Origin of the sequence: Aeromonas sanarellii, assembly GCF_000820085.1 — a bacterium.
Lineage (GTDB): Bacteria > Pseudomonadota > Gammaproteobacteria > Enterobacterales > Aeromonadaceae > Aeromonas > Aeromonas sanarellii.
In genome coordinates, this window is sequence record NZ_CDBN01000070.1 from 1 (window position 1) to 16,368 (window position 16,368).

Sequence of the window (16,368 nt, forward strand, 5' to 3'; positions counted from 1 at the left end):
AGGCGGTGGCAGAACTCAACGAAGCCATCGCCCGCCTGCTGGTTCGCGAGGAGCGCGCCACTGCACTGGCTGCCGACTTCAACGCGCTATTTCTCTCCCCCAAAGCGGTGCAACCATACGAATCCGCTCATGGTGACAACACGGCGCGTAGCCGCATGGAACAGCGCCTGAACCGGCTCGCTATCGATGTCAGCGAGAAATACCAGCAGCCTGTCGACCACCTGGCCATCGAACTGGATCTGATGGGCAACCTCATCATCCGCGCCGCCGAGGCGACCACCGCCGCCCTTCGCGAGGAGTGGCTCGGCGAACAGGAAGGGCTGCTGCACGGCCATCTGCTGGCCTGGTTCGAGCCCTTCGAGCAGGCCTGCCGCGCCGCCGACCCGTTTGGCTTCTACGGTGCCAGCGCCCGGCTGCTGGGGGTATTCCTGAAGATGGATGCCAACTACCTCTCCTTGGTCAAACCGGCGAAATCCGCCGACTGAGCCCGCCATGAAGACAGCCCTGCTGCTGATCGCCTGCTGGCTGCTGGCCCTGATCCCGCTGGATCAGGGCATTACCCCCCTCGTCGTCCTGCTGTTCAATCCGGATCGGGCACTCTACGGCACCGCCCAGCTCACCGGTTTTGCCGGCATACTGCTGACCCTCTACCTCGCCAATCTCGGGGTGGAAGTGGTACTGCGCCGCCGCTTCCAGATCGCGGGCATGCTGGCCCTGCTGGCCGCCTGGATCGGCTTCATCAACAGCAGCGGCACGGAGAGTCACTGGCTGCTGCTCTACGCCATGGCGCTGCCGTTTCATCTGGTAGGCTGGCTCGTGTTCGTGCGGGGCATCCAGGCCTTTGGTCGCCAGAAAGGCTGACATCCCGTTGATTTAACTCCTCCCCACACTTTCTTTCTCTCCTGAAACTTCATGCCATACTGACACAGCCGTCCAAATGACAAAGAAATCAATTCAGGAGCCTCCATGGAAAAAGTGCTACCCGAATCGGTTCCGACACCGCATCTGTCAGGCCCGCTCTCCCTTCACGAGTTGCAACGGTTGTTCGAGCAGGCCCCGTTTGGCATTGGCGTGTTCGATCGAGAGTTCAGATGCCGTGGCGTCAACGCCAGCTTTGCCGAGCGAAGCGGCCTCCCCCAGGCGGACCACGTCGGCAAGACGCTGCTTGAAATCAGTCCGGCCCAGGCCCCCCTGCTGGCCCCTTTGCTTCAGCAACTGCGCCATGGCGCTGTGCAGGTCGACGTGGAGCTGGACGACATGGAGGCCACTCATTCCGCGCCGCCGAGACGGTGGCACCTGAGCTGCAGCCCGGTGCTGGATGACGACGGCATCTTCAACGGCCTCTTTCTCATCATGCGCGAACTCTCCCCCGAGCCCCGCCTCCACCCCGGAGTGCCCGGCCCCCTCGGGATCCAGGAGATGACCCATCACCATGTACAGCGGCTCTACCAGATGGAGGCCAGACTGCAGCACCTCTCCTATCACGATCCCCTCACCGACCTCGGCAATCGCCACCTGCTGCAGGAGCGACTCGCCATGGAGATCGCGACGGCCCGCCTGAACCGGCACGCCCTGGCGCTGCTCTTCATCGATCTCGACGGCTTCAAGCTCATCAACGACAACCTGGGGCACAACGCCGGCGATCAGCTGCTCAAGCTGTCGGCGGATCGCATCCGCCACTGCCTGCGCCCCGGGGATGTCGCCATCCGGCTGGGGGCGGACGAGTTTCTGGTGCTGCTCCCAGGCATCGGGGAGCCGCAGGAACTGGTGGGGCTGATCGAACGGCTGCAACGCAGGCTGCACGATCCCGCCGACATCGGGCAGGAGCGGGTGAGACTCTCGGCCAGCATAGGCGTCTCCCTCTATCCGGAGCATGGCCAGACCCCGGACAGTCTCATCAGTGCGGCGGACAATGCCATGCACGAGGCCAAGCGCCGGGGTCGCAACGGCTATCTGTTCCACTCCCCGGACATGACGGCGCAGATCAGGGAGCGGATGCTGCTGGAGCAGGGGCTGCTCAAGGCCATGGAACAGCAGCAGTTTCGCCTGCTCTACCAGCCCATGGCGGATCTCGCCCATGGCAACCTCAGCGGTCTCGAAGCCCTGGTGCGCTGGCAGCATCCCAGCCTGGGCATGATTTCCCCCGCCAAATTCATCCCGGTGGCGGAGGAGTGCGGCCTCATCGAGCAGCTCGGGGAGTGGGTGATGCGCACCGCCTGTCAGCAGGGGCAGAAGTGGCTGGCCGAGGGCTTCAGCGTTCCCAGGCTGTCGGTCAACGTGTCGGTCAGGGAGATGCGCTCTCCCGACTACGTGGAGCGGGTCACCGCCATCCTGGCCGAGACCGGCTTCCCCGCCGAGCGGCTGGAGATCGAGGTGACAGAGAGCATCATCCAGAGCGTGGATCACAGCCTGCGCCTCTTCACCCGCCTCAAGGCGCTGGGGGTGCAGATCGCCATCGACGACTTCGGAACCGGCTTCTCTTCCCTGAGCCTGCTCAAGAGTCTGCCCATCGATCGCATCAAGATAGACAGGGCCTTCGTCCAGGCGCTGCCCGACGACAAGCACAGCCGGGAGCTGTGTCGCACCATAGTCCAGCTGGCCAGCTCCCTTGACATGGTGGTCACGGCGGAGGGGATCGAAACCCAGCCTCAACGCCGGTTCCTGCAATCCCTGCGCTGCGAGGAAGGCCAGGGCTACCTGTTCAGCCACCCCCTGTCGGAACCCCACATGGCCTCCATGCTCGCCACACGGCATTGAGGATCCCGGACAGCCCAATGACAGAAGGGAGCCCCAGGCTCCCTTCTTCGTACTCCCCTCGGGCCATGTCGACCGGCCCGCCTCGTCGCTATCCAAAAGTCTAATTGCCCTCCGGCACCAAAGGTATAAGTTGTTACTCAATCATTAAGAAAATGTATTCACAGGAGTGAGAGATGAGCGAGAGCAAGGTCTATCCGGTCAAGGCCCACATCGGCAACGGTGCCCTGCTGGACAAGGAAGGTTATGAAGCCATGTATCTGGCGTCAGTGCAGGATCCGGACGCCTTCTGGGGGGAGCAGGGCAGGATCCTCGACTGGATGACCCCCTACACCCGCGTCAAGAACACCTCCTACGATCCGGGCCACGTCTCCATCAAGTGGTACGAGGACGGCCTGCTCAACGTATCGGCCAACTGCCTGGATCGCCACCTGAGCGAGCGTGGCGACAAGGTCGCCATCATCTGGGAAGGGGACAACCCGGCCGAGGATCGCAAGATCACCTACCGTGAGCTGCACCTTGAGGTGTGCAAGTTTGCCAACGTGCTCAAGGCCCAGGGGGTCACACGCGGCGACATGGTCTGTCTCTACATGCCCATGGTGCCGGAGGCGGCCATCGCCATGCTGGCCTGTACCCGCATCGGGGCAGTGCACAGCATCGTCTTCGGCGGCTTCTCGCCGGAAGCGCTCTCGGGTCGCATCATCGACTCCGGGGCCACCATCGTCATCACCGCCGACGAGGGGCTGCGCGGCGGCCGTCCCATCCCCCTCAAGAAGAACGTGGACGAGGCGCTCACCCACCCGGAGACCCGGGTCAGCAAGGTGATCGTGCTCAAGCGCACCGGCGGCAACGTCGCCTGGCATGGTCACAGGGACATCTGGTGGCACGATGCCGTCGCCGCCGCCAGCCCGGATTGTCCGCCCGAGGCCATGGGGGCCGAAGATCCCCTGTTCGTGCTCTACACCTCCGGCTCCACCGGTAAGCCCAAGGGGGTGCTGCACACCACGGGCGGCTACCTGGTCTATGCCGCCCTCACCTTCAAGTACGTGTTCGACTACCACGAGGAGGACATCTACTGGTGTACCGCCGACGTGGGCTGGGTCACCGGCCACTCCTACCTGGTCTACGGGCCGCTCGCCAACGGCGCCACCACGCTCATGTTCGAAGGGGTGCCGAATTACCCGGCCACCAACCGCATGAGCCAAGTGGTGGACAAGCATCAGGTCAGCATCCTCTATACCGCTCCGACCGCGATCCGCGCCCTGATGGCCAAGGGCAAGGAGGCCGTCGAAGGCACCTCCCGTACCAGCCTGCGCATCATGGGGTCGGTGGGTGAACCCATCAACCCGGAAGCCTGGGAGTGGTACTACCGCACCATAGGGGACGAGCGCTGCCCCATCGTCGACACCTGGTGGCAGACCGAGACCGGCGGCATCCTGATCAGCCCCCTGCCCGGCGTCACCGCGCTGAAGCCCGGCTCCGCCACCCGCCCCTTCTTCGGGGTACAGCCGGCCCTGGTGGACAACCTGGGCGAACCGCTGGAGGGGGCCACCGAGGGCAACCTGGTGATCACCGACTCCTGGCCCGGCCAGATGCGCACCGTGTTCGGCGATCACGAGCGCTTCGAGCAGACTTACTTCTCCACCTTCCCGGGTCGCTACTTCACCGGCGACGGCGCCCGTCGCGACGAGGATGGCTACTACTGGATCACCGGCCGGGTGGATGATGTACTGAACGTCTCCGGCCACCGCATGGGCACCGCCGAGATCGAATCGGCCCTGGTGGCCCATCCGAAAATCGCCGAGGCGGCCGTGGTGGGGGTGCCCCACGAGATCAAGGGTCAGGGCATCTATGCCTATGTCACCCTGATCGCCGGGGAGGAGCCGAGCCGCGAGCTGCATAAAGAGGTCAAAGAGTGGGTGCGCAAGGAGATAGGCGCCATCGCCACCCCGGACGTGATCCACTGGGCCGAGGGGCTGCCCAAGACCCGCTCCGGCAAGATCATGCGCCGGATCTTGCGCAAGATCGCCACCGGCGAGACCGACAGCCTGGGGGATATCTCCACCCTGGCGGATCCGGGCGTCGTGGACAAGCTGATCCGCGAGAAGTCGGAAGCGGCATGATCATGCCCCAGGTTCTGCGCAAGATCGCCACCGGCGAAACCGACAGCCTGGCGGATCCGGGGGTCGTGGACAAGCTGATCCGCGAGAAATCGGAAGCGGCTTGAGTCCCCTTCCTCCCCGCAACAGAGCCGGCCCAGTGCCGGCTTTGTTGCGTCTGGAGCCCGTGCGAAGAAGCAGGCAGCGGCAGAGAGGGGGCTTGCGCCGAATCGTTCAATAAACAGGCAGATGTAGAGATTAGACCAGTAAAATGCTGCTAATTTTCACGAAATCAATATAATTGCGAAATCTGTGTGCCAGGGCACACCGAATTGTGCAAAAATTGACTAGATTTCTGGTAGTCCACAGATAGCTGATAGATAGCAGCATAATCATCGAGGATGTACTCAATATGTCGCAACATCACCGAATTCTCCTGCTCAACGGTCCCAACCTGAATCTGCTGGGCAAGCGGGAGCCGGGAATCTACGGCAGCAAGACGCTCGATGAGATCGTCGCCGATCTGGTGCACAGCGCCAGCGAACTCGGTGTCACCCTGGAACATCTGCAATCCAACGCCGAACACGAGTTGGTCGGCCGCATCCATCAGGCCATGGGTCAGGTGGATTTCATCATCATCAACCCGGCCGCCTTCACCCACACCAGCGTCGCCATCCGCGATGCCCTGCTGGGCGTGGCCATCCCCTTTATCGAGGTTCACCTGTCAAACGTCCATGCCAGGGAGCCGTTCCGTCATCACTCCTATCTGTCCGATGTCGCCAAAGGGGTGATCTGCGGGCTGGGTGCCGATGGCTACCAATTCGCTTTAACCGCGGCCGTGCATCAGTTGCGCGCGGCTTGATAATCACTGATCAGATAAAGAAGAAAGAGAATGCTAATGGATATCCGCAAAATCAAGAAGCTGATTGAACTGGTTGAAGAGTCCGGCATCGCCGAGCTGGAGATCTCCGAAGGGGAAGAGTCCGTTCGCATCAGCCGCAATTTCTCCGGCCAGGTTAGCGTTGCCCCGCAGATGATCATGCCGCAGGCCGCCGCTCCCGTTGCCGCCCCTGTTGCCGCCGCCGCACCGGCTGCTGCTCCGGCTGCCGATGCCGCCCCGAGCGGTCATCTGATGCGCTCCCCCATGGTGGGCTCCTTCTACCGCTCCTCCAGCCCGGAAGCCAAGCCGTTCGTGGAAGTCGGTCAGCACGTCAATGTCGGCGACACCCTGTGCATCGTCGAAGCCATGAAAATGATGAACCAAATCGAGTCTGACAAGGCCGGCGTGATCAAAGCGATCCTGGTTGAAAATGGTCAGGCAGTCGAATTCGACGAGCCGCTGTTCATCATCGAATAAGGGAAAATGCCACCCATGTTGGACAAAGTAGTCATCGCCAACCGCGGTGAAATTGCCCTGCGGATCCTGCGCGCCTGCAAAGAGCTCGGGATCAAGACAGTGGCCGTTCACTCCACTGCCGATCGGGAGCTCAAGCATGTGCTCCTGGCCGACGAAACCATCTGCATCGGCAAACCCGCCAGTGGTGAGTCCTACCTCAATGTGCCGGCCATCATCGCCGCCGCCGAGGTGACCGGTGCCGTCGCCATCCACCCGGGCTACGGCTTCCTCTCCGAGAACGCCGACTTTGCCGAAGTGGTCGAGAAATCCGGCTTCATCTTCATCGGCCCCCGCGCCGAGACCATTCGCCTGATGGGTGACAAGGTCTCCGCCATCGAGGCGATGAAGAAGGCGGGCGTGCCTTGCGTACCCGGCTCCGACGGCCCGGTGGACAACGATGCCAAGCGCAACGCCGCCATCGCCAAGCGCATCGGCTATCCGGTGATCATCAAGGCCGCCGGTGGCGGTGGTGGTCGCGGCATGCGCGTGGTGCGCAGCGAGTCCGAGCTGGCCGCCGCCATCGCGCTGACCAAATCCGAAGCGGGCCAGTTCTTCAAGAACGACATGGTCTACATGGAGAAGTACCTGGAGAACCCGCGCCACATCGAGATCCAGGTGCTGGCAGACGGCCAGGGTACCGCCCTCTACCTGGGTGAGCGGGACTGTTCCATGCAGCGCCGCCACCAGAAGGTGGTGGAAGAGGCGCCGGCTCCCGGCATCACCGAAGAGATGCGCAAGTTCATCGGCGAGCGCTGCGTGCGCGCCTGTCTCGAGATAGGCTACCGCGGTGCGGGCACCTTCGAGTTCCTGTACGAGAACGGCGAGTTCTACTTCATCGAGATGAACACCCGTATCCAGGTGGAGCACCCGGTCACCGAGATGGTCACCGGCGTCGACCTCATCAAGGAGCAGCTGCGCATCGCCGCCGGCCAGCCCCTGTCGATCACCCAGCAGGACATCCGCATCCGTGGCCATGCCATCGAGTGCCGGATCAACGCCGAGGATCCGGCCACTTTCCTGCCCTCTCCCGGCCTCATCCAGCGCTTCCACGCGCCGGGCGGCCTGGGGGTGCGCTGGGAATCCCACATCTATGCGGGTTACAAGGTGCCGCCCTACTACGACTCCATGATCGGCAAGCTGATCTGCTACGGTGAAAACCGCGACGTGGCCATCGCCCGCATGCGTCACTCCCTCGACGAGCTGGTGGTGGAAGGGATCAAGACCAACATCGCCCTGCAAAAAGAGATCATGAAGGACGAAAACTTCCAGCACGGTGGGACCAATATCCACTACCTGCACAAGAAGCTGGGTCTGTAACAGACTGGCATCGAACACGATGTGTGTCCGATCCGGCAGGATCGACAAATGAAAAGGGCCATGGCGACATGGCCCTTTTTTGTTATTCTTGCGCCCCGCTCACTCGTCGGAGGCCACAGTGAACCGTTTCGCACTCGCCCGCCGGGAAGCAGCCCTCTGCCTGCTGCTCACCCTGCTCTATTTCCTTGCCTGGTATGGCTCGGCTTATTTCATCCCCGAGGATCTCGAGCTCTGGGAGATGCCGCTCTGGTTTCTGCTCAGCTGCATCCTGATGCCGCTGCTGTTCATCGGCCTCTGTGCCCTCATGGTGGATCGCCTGTTCGTCGACATTCCCCTGGATACCGAGGCGCCGCTCACCGACCCCGAGCCGGAACTGGCGGGCGACCCCATGACCCAGCATCACCTCCACGACACCCCCTCTCCCGCCCGCGAGGAGCACCGCCATGAATCTTGAGCTGATGCTGCCGTTGGTGGTCTACCTGGTGCTGGTGCTGGGAGTGGGATTCTGGGCCAGTCGTCACCGTATCGCCGGCGACTTCGTGCAGGAGTACTTCATCGGCAACCGCAGCATGGGGGGCCTGGTGCTGGCCATGACGCTGGTGGCCACTTACACCTCCGCCTCGTCCTTCATCGGCGGGCCTGGGGCGGCCTACAAGGTCGGCCTCGGCTGGGTGCTGCTGGCGATGATCCAGCTGCCCACCGTCTGGCTCACCCTGGGAGTGCTCGGCAAGAAGTTTGCCATCATCGCCCGCCGGGTCAATGCGGTGACCATCAACGACATGCTCTGGGCCCGCTACCAGAGCCGGGCCGTGGTGATCCTGGGCTCCGTCACCATCATCCTGGCCTTTATCGCGACCATGGTGGTGCAGTTCATCGGCGGCGCCCGTCTGCTGGAGGCGGCCACCGGCCTCTCCTACCAGCAGGGGCTCTTCCTGTTTGCCAGCTGCGTGCTGCTCTACACGGTGATCGGCGGCTTTCGCGCCGTGGTGATGACGGATGCGCTGCAGGGCATCGTCATGCTCATCGGCACCGGAGCCCTGCTGGCGGGGATCCTCATCGCCGGTGACGGATTGCCGAACCTTGTCCACCAGCTCAAGGAGATCGATCCCAAGCTGGTGAGCCCGCAAGGGGCCGACGACATGCTGACCCAGCCCTTCATGCTGAGCTTCTGGGTGCTGGTCTGCATCGGGGTGGTGGGGCTGCCCCACTCCGCCCTGCGCTGTTTCGGCTATCGCGACAGCAAGGCGCTGCACCGCGGCATCCTCATCGGCACCATAGTCTGCGCCCTGCTGATGTTCGGCATGCACCTGGCCGGGGCACTGGGCCGCGCCATCCTGCCTGGCATGGACAGCCCGGACAAGATCATGCCCTCCCTCATGATGGAGGTGCTGCCCCCCTGGCTGGCCGGGGTCTTCCTGGCGGCGCCCATGGCGGCCATCATGTCCACCATCGACTCCCAGCTGATCCAGGCCTCTGCGACCCTGGTGAAAGATCTCTACCTCAACTACCTCAACCCCCGCCAGGAGAGGCTGGAGGTGCGGGTACCCAGGCTCTCCCTGCTCTGCACCCTGATCCTCGGCACCCTGGTGCTGCTGGCGGCGTTGCAGCCCCCCGAGATGATCATCTGGCTCAACCTGCTCGCCTTCGGCGGCCTGCAGGCGGTGTTCCTCTGGCCGCTGGTGCTCGGCCTCTACTGGTCGCGGGCCAACGGGCCAGGGGCCCTGGCCAGCATGGCGAGCGGCATCCTCTGCTACACCGCCCTGAGCCAGTGGGGGATCAAGCTGGCCGGCCTGCACGCCATCGTGCCCAGCCTGGGGCTCGGGCTCGTCGCCTTCGTGCTGGTCAGCCTGCTCACCCCGCCCCCGGATCAGGCGGTACGCCGATTGTTTGATCAAAATTAAGAAAAGGATCAATAAAGGACCCCTCGCCTATTCCCAAATGGGGGCTCACGGGTAAAATGTGCGCCACGTCACAAATATCGTGCCCCCATGCCAGTTCCGAACGCCAGAAAGATCCTGACCCAGTCCCTGCAACGGCTCGGCTATGCCCTGCTGCTGCCCGTCTCCATCCTGCCCCTGGCCGCCCTGCTGTACCGGCTTGGTCAGCCTGACGTGCTGGATCTGGCCGTGCTCTCCCTCGCCGGTCGCGCCCTGTTCAGCCAGATGCCGCTCATCTATGCCGTGGCCATCGCCTTCGGACTGAGCCGCCAGGGACAGGGAGCCCAGGCCCTCGCCGGTGCGGTCAACTTCCTGCTGCTGAGCTCTGCCCTCGGCACCCTGGCGCCCGGGCTGCATGCGGACATGATCTGCGGCCTGCTGTCCGGCCTCGTCACGGCGCTGGTCTGCTCCCGGGCCCGCAGCCTGCGCCTGCCGGGCTGGCTTCGCCCCTTGCAGGAGGACCTGCCGGGCATGCTGCTCTCGGCGCTCGCCTGTCTGCTGCTGGTGATCCCCCTCTCGCTCCTCTGGCCGCTTCTGGAAGATGGCATCACCCTGCTCGCCTCGGACCTGCTCACCACCCCCTTCGGCGCCTTCTGCTACGGCGTGCTGAACCGGCTGCTGATCCCCCTCGGCCTGCACCAGGTGCTGGGCAGTCTCATCGGCCTGGGGGAGAGCAACCTGCAGGCGCTCTCCACCGCCCAACCGCTGCACGAGGGCTACGTGGCCGGGCTCTACCCCGTCATCATGTTCGGCCTGCCCGGCGCCTGTTTCGCCATCTGGCTCCATCGCCAGCGGATGCGGCAGCTGCCGCAGGGGGGGCTGCTGCTCACCCTGGCGCTCACCTCGGCCCTCGTGGGCATCACCGAGCCTATTGAGTTTCTGTTCGCCTTCACCGCCCCCTGGCTGTTCCTGGCCCACGCCCTGCTGACCGGACTGTCGCTCGCCATCTGCAACGGCCTCGGCATCCAGGTGGGCAGTTACTTCTCCGCCGGGCTGCTGGATCTGGTGCTGAGCTACCAGTACGGTGAGCACAGTTTCTGGCTCATCCCCCTCGGTATCCTGTTCTTCGTCATATACGCCCTGCTCTTCTCCCGGCTGCTGGAGCACGCGCCCTTAAGCCTGCCGGGCAAGCCCATCGCCGAAGAGTTGCCCCAGCTCGCCACCGTGGCCCCCACAGACCCCCAGATGCTGGCCATCCAGTACCTCAAGATGCTGGGGGGCATGGACAACCTGCAGGCCATGAGCGTCTGCCTGACCCGCCTCAGCCTGCGGGTGCGGGAGATGGCGCTGGTGGATCAATCCTGCCTGGCCAGGCTGGGCTGCCTCTCATGGATAGTGCTGAATGAGCATCAGCTGGTGCTGGTGCTCGGCCCCAATGCCGGCCTGATCGAGGGGCAGATCCGCATGCTGGCCGAGCGCCAGTCGGTCCCCCTCGGCCTCGAACCTGCCCAGGCTCCCCTCGGCCAGCACCAGTGATCAGGCGAAGGGCAAACGCTCGGCGACGAAGTCCATCAGGCTGCGCAGGGCGGGCGCCAGGTGCTCCCGGCTCGGGTAGATGAGGTAGAAGGGATTGGGGGGAATGGGGTGCTCCGGCAGCACCTTGCACAGCCGCCCCGCCGCCAGATCGTCACGACAGACGTGAGTCGGCAGCAGGGCTATCCCCCCTTCATGGAGCGCCAGCTCCCGCAGTGCCAGCAGGCTGTTGCTAAGACAGGCCCCCTGGGGTCGCCAGCCCCCCTCCTGCAGCGGCCACACCGGCAACGCCCCATGCACTAGGCAGGCATGCAACTCCAGTTCAGAGAGCTGCTGCGGCGTGCCGTGGCTCGCCAGGTAGCCAGGGGCCGCCACCAGATGGCGCGCCACCTGGCCGATGCGCCGGCAGATGAGGCTGGAATCCTTCAGCGGCGCCGCCCGCAGCGCCAGATCGTAGCCCTCCCCCACCAGATCCAGCTGTTCATCGCAGAGGGTCAGCTCCAGCACCACCTCGGGATAGAGGGCGCGAAACTCTGCCAGGATCCGGCCGAGCAGCAGGGTGCCGGTGGCCTCGGGCGCGGTGATCCGCACCCGGCCCGCCGGGGCCGAGCGCAGCCTGGCCATGGCCAGGTTGGCGCTGCGCGCCAGGGTCAGCAGCCCCTGGCAATGCTCCACATAGACCTCCCCCTGGGGCGTCAGGCTCAGCCTGCGGGTGGTGCGCTGCAGCAGGCGGACCCCGAGGCGGGACTCGAGGCGCGAGATCTTCTGGCTCACCGAGGACTTGGGCATGCCGAGCACCTCGGCCGCCCTGGTAAAGCTCCCCTGCTCCACCACGGTGGCGAACAGTCCCATCAGCTCCAGCTCGGCATTATTGTTCATATATTCAAACAGTCTTTATTAATTACCCATCTTAATACGAATAATCGACCAGACTAGACTGGCTGACAATCCCACTCACCACAGATTTGAAAGGAATTGCCATGAAAGCCATCGCCCTAACTCACTATCTGCCAAGCGATCATCCCCACTGCTTCATCGAGAGCGATCTGCCCGACCCGACACCGGGCCCGCGGGATCTTCTGGTACGGGTCAACGCCACCTCCATCAACCCGGTCGACACCAAGGTGCGCGCTCCCAAGACCAAGGTGGAAACCACACCCCGCGTCCTGGGCTGGGACGCCGTGGGGGAAGTGATCGCCGTCGGCAGCGACGTCACCCTGTTCAAGACGGGCGACCGGGTCTGGTACGCGGGCGACATCAGCCGCCCGGGCAGCAACAGCGCCCTGCAACTGGTGGACGAGCGCATCGCCGCCCTCGCTCCCCGGACCCTGAGCGACACCCAGGCCGCCGCCCTGCCGCTCACCGCCATCACCGCCTGGGAAGGCCTGTTCGAGCGCATCGGCCTCAGTGGAGAGAGCCAGGGGTGCCTGCTCATCATCGGCGGCGCAGGCGGGGTCGGTTCCATCGCCATCCAGCTGGCCCGCCAGCTCACCAATATGGAGGTGATCGCCACCGCCTCGCGGCCTGAAACCCGGGAGTGGTGCCTGGCCATGGGCGCCCACCGGGTAGTGAGTCATCACAAGCTGCAGGCAGAGCTGGCCGCCCTTGGCATCAGCCAGGTGGACGCCATCTTCTGCACCAATGCCACCGAACAGCACTGGGACGCCATGGCGAGTCTCATCCGCCCCTTCGGCCACATCTGCACCATCGCCGAATCCAGCGAGCCCTGGGACCTGGCCCGGCTCAAGCCCAAGAGCGTCACCTTCAGCCAGGAGTTCATGTTCACCCGCTCCCTGTTCCAGACCCCGGACATGATCGAGCAACACCACCTGCTCGGCCGGGTCGCGGCCCTGGTCGACGAGGGGGTGCTCAAGACCACCCTCACCAGGACGCTGCCCGAACTGACCCCCGCCACCCTGGCGCAGGCCCATCGCGAGCTGGAGGCGGGCCACATGGTGGGCAAGCTGGTGATCGACATGAGCGGTTTCGATCGCTGAGGCAGTGCAAGGCCGGGCTTGATGGCCTCTATTCCCTTATGGGTAAAAAATGCACCATCATGGGGTGAAATCACCAGTGACAAGCCCCAAGAGTGCACAGCCTCGGGCGGCCGAGACGGGCCGCGCTGGAAAAAAGCCATAAAAAGGGGCCATCCCGTTGGGATGGCCCTAAAAAACCTGAACGTTGGGGTAACAATCACACACATATCCTTATGCAGGACATATCCATCTTTGCAGATAACGTGCCAATACCTTATTTTTACCGCCAATTCGCCGATATTCCCCCGCTTTTCCATAAAAAAAGCCACCCGAAGGTGGCTGAAAAAAGATGACGGAACTTCATAGAGCAAAGCATTCAGCGGGAACAAGTTGCTTCCCGTCACCCAGTAGTGAATACACTAATCGTGCCAACTTGGCAGAAGTGCCCTCCTTCCCCATGCCGCCACGGGCAGACCACGACAGCACAGGCCCATGATGATAGAATCCCGCGGTTTCACATTTATGAAGAGTCGACGCCATGCCCTGGATACAAATTCGAATCAACGCCACCGCCAAGACCGCGGACAAGGTGAGCAACATGCTGCTGGGGCGTGGAGCCCAGGCGGTGACCTTTATGGATGCCAAGGATGTGCCCGTCTATGAACCCATGCCCGGCGAGACCCCGCTCTGGGGCGAGACCGAGGTGATGGGGCTGTTCGACGCCGAAACCGACCCGGCCCCCACCATCGCCTTCTTCCAGCAGATCTTCGGTGAAGACGTGGGCTACAAGGTCGAGCAGCTGGAGGACAAGGACTGGGTGCGTGAATGGATGGATCACTTCCACCCCATGCAGTTCGGCGAGCGGCTCTGGATCTGCCCGAGCTGGCGCGACGTGCCCAACCCCGATGCGGTCAACGTTATGCTGGACCCGGGCCTGGCCTTCGGTACCGGCACCCACCCCACCACGGCGCTCTGCCTGCAGTGGCTGGACGGGCTGGATCTCGCGGGCAAGACGGTGGTGGACTTCGGTTGTGGCTCCGGCATTCTCGGCATCGCCGCCCTGAAGCTCGGCGCAGCCCGGGTCATCGGCATCGACATCGACCCGCAGGCCATCCAGGCGAGCCGTGACAACGCCGAGCGCAATGGCGTCGCCGATCAGATCGAACTCTATCTGCCGGCGGATCAGCCGCAAGATGTCGAAGCAGACGTGGTGGTCGCCAACATCCTGGCCGGCCCGCTGCGCGAACTGGCGCCGCTCATCGCCGGCCACGGCAAGCCCGGCAGCCTGATGGCGCTCTCCGGCGTGCTGGAAAGCCAGGCCCAGGAGCTGGAGCTCATCTACGGCCAGTGGTTCGACATGGACCCGACCGCGGTGAAGGAGGAGTGGTGCCGCCTCTCCGGCCGCAAGCACGGCTAAGGGCGGCGCCCGCCATCAGGGCGGCAAGCGGGCATGTTTATCAAACAAGAGCACCGGACGGTGCTCTTGTTGTATCTCCCCTTTGCCCACTCTGGGGGATGGCTCACGCCTCTCTGGCCGCTGAGGGATTAACATCGAGCGTCCCCATCATAGAGGCCCAGTCATGACCGAATACCAGAAGATGATCAGCAGCCAACCTTACAACTGCATGGCGCCGGAGCTGGACGCCTTGCGCCGGGAGACGGCGCGCCTGTATCGCCGCTTCAATCAGGCGGAAGATGAGGCTGAACAGCGGGCACTGCTGGCGGAGCTGGTTGGCGAGCTGGCAGAGAACGCCTTCATCTGCCCGCCCCTCTACTGCACCTATGGCCGCCACATCCACCTGGGCAAGGGCTCCTACATCAACATGGGCGCCACCCTGCTGGACAACGCCCCCATACGCATCGGCGCCAACGTCATGATTGGGCCGAACGTGCAGATCTATACCGCCGCCCACGCGCTGGACGCCGATGAGCGCATCCAGGGGGTGGAGACGGCGCTGCCGGTCACCATAGAGGACAGGGTCTGGATAGGCGGCGGCGCCATCCTGCTGCCCGGCGTCACCCTAGGACGGGAGGCCATCGTCGGCGCCGGATCTGTGGTGACCAGAGACGTGCCGGCCGGCGCCCGGGTGGTGGGCAACCCGGCCCGGGTGCTGACTGCCAGGGCAAAGCACAGCGCCCAGTAGCCTCCATCACGCTGATCTCAAGACCGCGCCAGCTGTCAAAAGGGTTGCCCGCCAAAAAGCGCAGATAAAAAAAGCTCGATGTCATCAAGACCGAGCGGGTTTGTAGAAGGGCTTGCTTGCCGGGGCTACGAGACGAATGGAGCCGCCACCTGAAAAGCGCGGATAAAAATGAAGCCCAATGTCACCGGGACGTTGGGCTGTAAAAAGGTGCTACGGAATTGCGACTCTCATCGCAGAAAATTAGAAGGGGTCACCTTCTAAACTGGCACTGGGATAATAGCGGGGCGCAAACGTTTTACATAGCGTAATCAACCGGGATTGAGAAGAACCTCTCACTATTTAAAAAATGTTCGTCCGGCCCCCTTCTCCCCCCTTGGCAAGCGCCCAATTATCAGTACAGCCTGATGCCGATGCGAAGAAACAAAAAAGCCCTGAATAATCAGGGCTTTTTTGCATTTATCCTGGCTCAGAAGCGGCGCACGAAGTCCGCCATCGGCAGCTCGCGCAGCTTGCGGGCCTCCAGCATGGGGGTGCCGAGATAGAGGAAGCCCACCAGCTGGTCCTCGGGTGCCAGCCCCAGTCCGGCGTTGATCTGCTGATCGAAGATGAACCAGCCCGAGCGCCAGATGCCGTTGAAACCCTGGGCCTGGGCCGCCATCTGCATCGCCATCAGGGCGCAGCCGGCGGAGAGCTCCTGCTCCAGTTTCGGCACCTTGGGGTGCACCTGATAGCGGGTCGCCACCGCGATCACCAGGGGGGCGCGCAGGGGTGCGGCACGGCTCTTCTCGATGCCATCCTCGTCCTCGCCGCAGGCACGGGCCGCCTCGGCCAGCAGGTCCCCCAGTCGCTCCCGTCCCTCTCCCTCAAACAGGATAAACTGCCAGGGGGTCAGGGTGCCGTGATCCGGCGCCCGCAGCCCCGCCTTCAGGATGTTGTCGAGCACCTCGCCGCTCGGGGCTGGCTCGGTCAGGCGGCCACAGGAGTGGCGATTGAGTAACAGATGGAGGGCGTCCATGGGCAGTTCCTTGTCAAAGGCGATGATGGCGCTACCTTAGCACAGCACCGGATGAAGAAAACCCCTGGGTCTCAGGGGTTTGTCGCAATGCCCATGATGTTGTGCAGCCACCGGTGGCAGGGTGGAGAGCGGTCAAATGACGGCGGCCAGCTCGGCCCCCTGGCGGATCGCCCGTTTGGCATCCAGCTCGGCGGCCACGTCAGCCCCGCCGATGATATGCACCGGCTTGCCCGCCGCCTGCAGGCCGGCCTGCAGCT

General features: G+C 63.7%; 14 protein-coding genes and 1 pseudogene. 13 read left to right on the top strand and 2 right to left on the bottom strand.

Annotated features, from left to right (window positions below):
- The 10 genes and pseudogenes from BN1132_RS13300 to BN1132_RS13345 form a co-directional block, all read left to right on the top strand.
- Positions 1-485, top strand: a 485-nt coding sequence (locus BN1132_RS13300) for a TorD/DmsD family molecular chaperone (RefSeq protein WP_042078165.1), incomplete at its 5' end; no start/stop codon positions are given.
- Between the two features lie 7 nt (positions 486-492).
- Entirely contained in the window at positions 493-861 is a 369-nt protein-coding gene (locus BN1132_RS13305) for a hypothetical protein (protein WP_042078166.1), read from the top strand.
- A 105-nt stretch (positions 862-966) separates the two neighbouring features.
- Positions 967-2,757, top strand: coding sequence for a sensor domain-containing protein (locus BN1132_RS13310; RefSeq protein WP_042078167.1), 1,791 nt, complete (start codon positions 967-969; stop codon positions 2,755-2,757).
- Between the two features lie 173 nt (positions 2,758-2,930).
- Positions 2,931-4,877 (top strand): acetate--CoA ligase, encoded by a 1,947-nt coding sequence (acs, locus tag BN1132_RS13315; RefSeq protein ID WP_042078168.1) that lies wholly within the window; start codon positions 2,931-2,933, stop codon positions 4,875-4,877.
- Between the two features lie 388 nt (positions 4,878-5,265).
- The gene (gene aroQ, locus BN1132_RS13320) at positions 5,266-5,715 is read left to right on the top strand and encodes a type II 3-dehydroquinate dehydratase (RefSeq protein ID WP_042078169.1); all 450 of its coding nucleotides are present in this window, start codon (positions 5,266-5,268) and stop codon (positions 5,713-5,715) included.
- A 36-nt stretch (positions 5,716-5,751) separates the two neighbouring features.
- Positions 5,752-6,210, top strand: a complete 459-nt coding sequence (accB, locus tag BN1132_RS13325) for an acetyl-CoA carboxylase biotin carboxyl carrier protein (protein ID WP_042078170.1) — start codon at positions 5,752-5,754, stop codon at positions 6,208-6,210.
- A gap of 15 nt (positions 6,211-6,225) precedes the next feature.
- Positions 6,226-7,566, top strand: a complete 1,341-nt coding sequence (gene accC, locus BN1132_RS13330) for an acetyl-CoA carboxylase biotin carboxylase subunit (protein ID WP_042078171.1) — start codon at positions 6,226-6,228, stop codon at positions 7,564-7,566.
- A gap of 118 nt (positions 7,567-7,684) precedes the next feature.
- A pseudogene (locus BN1132_RS13335) lies at positions 7,685-7,936 on the top strand (DUF997 family protein); the annotation flags it as partial.
- A 73-nt stretch (positions 7,937-8,009) separates the two neighbouring features.
- Positions 8,010-9,467 (top strand): sodium/pantothenate symporter, encoded by a 1,458-nt coding sequence (gene panF / locus BN1132_RS13340; protein ID WP_042078172.1) that lies wholly within the window; start codon positions 8,010-8,012, stop codon positions 9,465-9,467.
- An 87-nt stretch (positions 9,468-9,554) separates the two neighbouring features.
- Complete coding sequence (locus BN1132_RS13345; protein WP_042078173.1) at positions 9,555-10,979, top strand: PTS transporter subunit EIIC; 1,425 nt, start codon at positions 9,555-9,557, stop codon at positions 10,977-10,979.
- Here the strand turns inward: BN1132_RS13345 and BN1132_RS13350 are convergent, their stop codons facing one another.
- Positions 10,980-11,855, bottom strand: a complete 876-nt coding sequence (locus tag BN1132_RS13350) for a LysR family transcriptional regulator (RefSeq protein ID WP_042078174.1) — start codon at positions 11,853-11,855, stop codon at positions 10,980-10,982.
- Positions 11,856-11,956: 101 nt separating this feature from the next.
- Between BN1132_RS13350 and BN1132_RS13355 the strand changes: the two genes are divergently transcribed.
- From BN1132_RS13355 to BN1132_RS13365, 3 genes are all read left to right on the top strand, one after another.
- Positions 11,957-12,973 (top strand): zinc-binding alcohol dehydrogenase family protein, encoded by a 1,017-nt coding sequence (locus tag BN1132_RS13355; protein ID WP_042078176.1) that lies wholly within the window; start codon positions 11,957-11,959, stop codon positions 12,971-12,973.
- A gap of 517 nt (positions 12,974-13,490) precedes the next feature.
- Positions 13,491-14,369: a 50S ribosomal protein L11 methyltransferase gene (gene prmA, locus BN1132_RS13360; protein ID WP_042078177.1), complete on the top strand. Its 879-nt coding sequence runs from the start codon at positions 13,491-13,493 to the stop codon at positions 14,367-14,369.
- A gap of 163 nt (positions 14,370-14,532) precedes the next feature.
- Positions 14,533-15,096: a sugar O-acetyltransferase gene (locus BN1132_RS13365; RefSeq protein WP_042078178.1), complete on the top strand. Its 564-nt coding sequence runs from the start codon at positions 14,533-14,535 to the stop codon at positions 15,094-15,096.
- Positions 15,097-15,562: 466 nt separating this feature from the next.
- On the opposite strand, the gene BN1132_RS13370 is transcribed toward BN1132_RS13365, so the two are convergent.
- Positions 15,563-16,111 carry an NAD(P)H nitroreductase gene (locus tag BN1132_RS13370; protein ID WP_042078179.1) on the bottom strand — a complete coding sequence of 183 codons (549 nt, stop codon included), beginning with the start codon at positions 16,109-16,111 and terminating at the stop codon, positions 15,563-15,565.
- Positions 16,112-16,368: the final 257 nt, after the last annotated feature.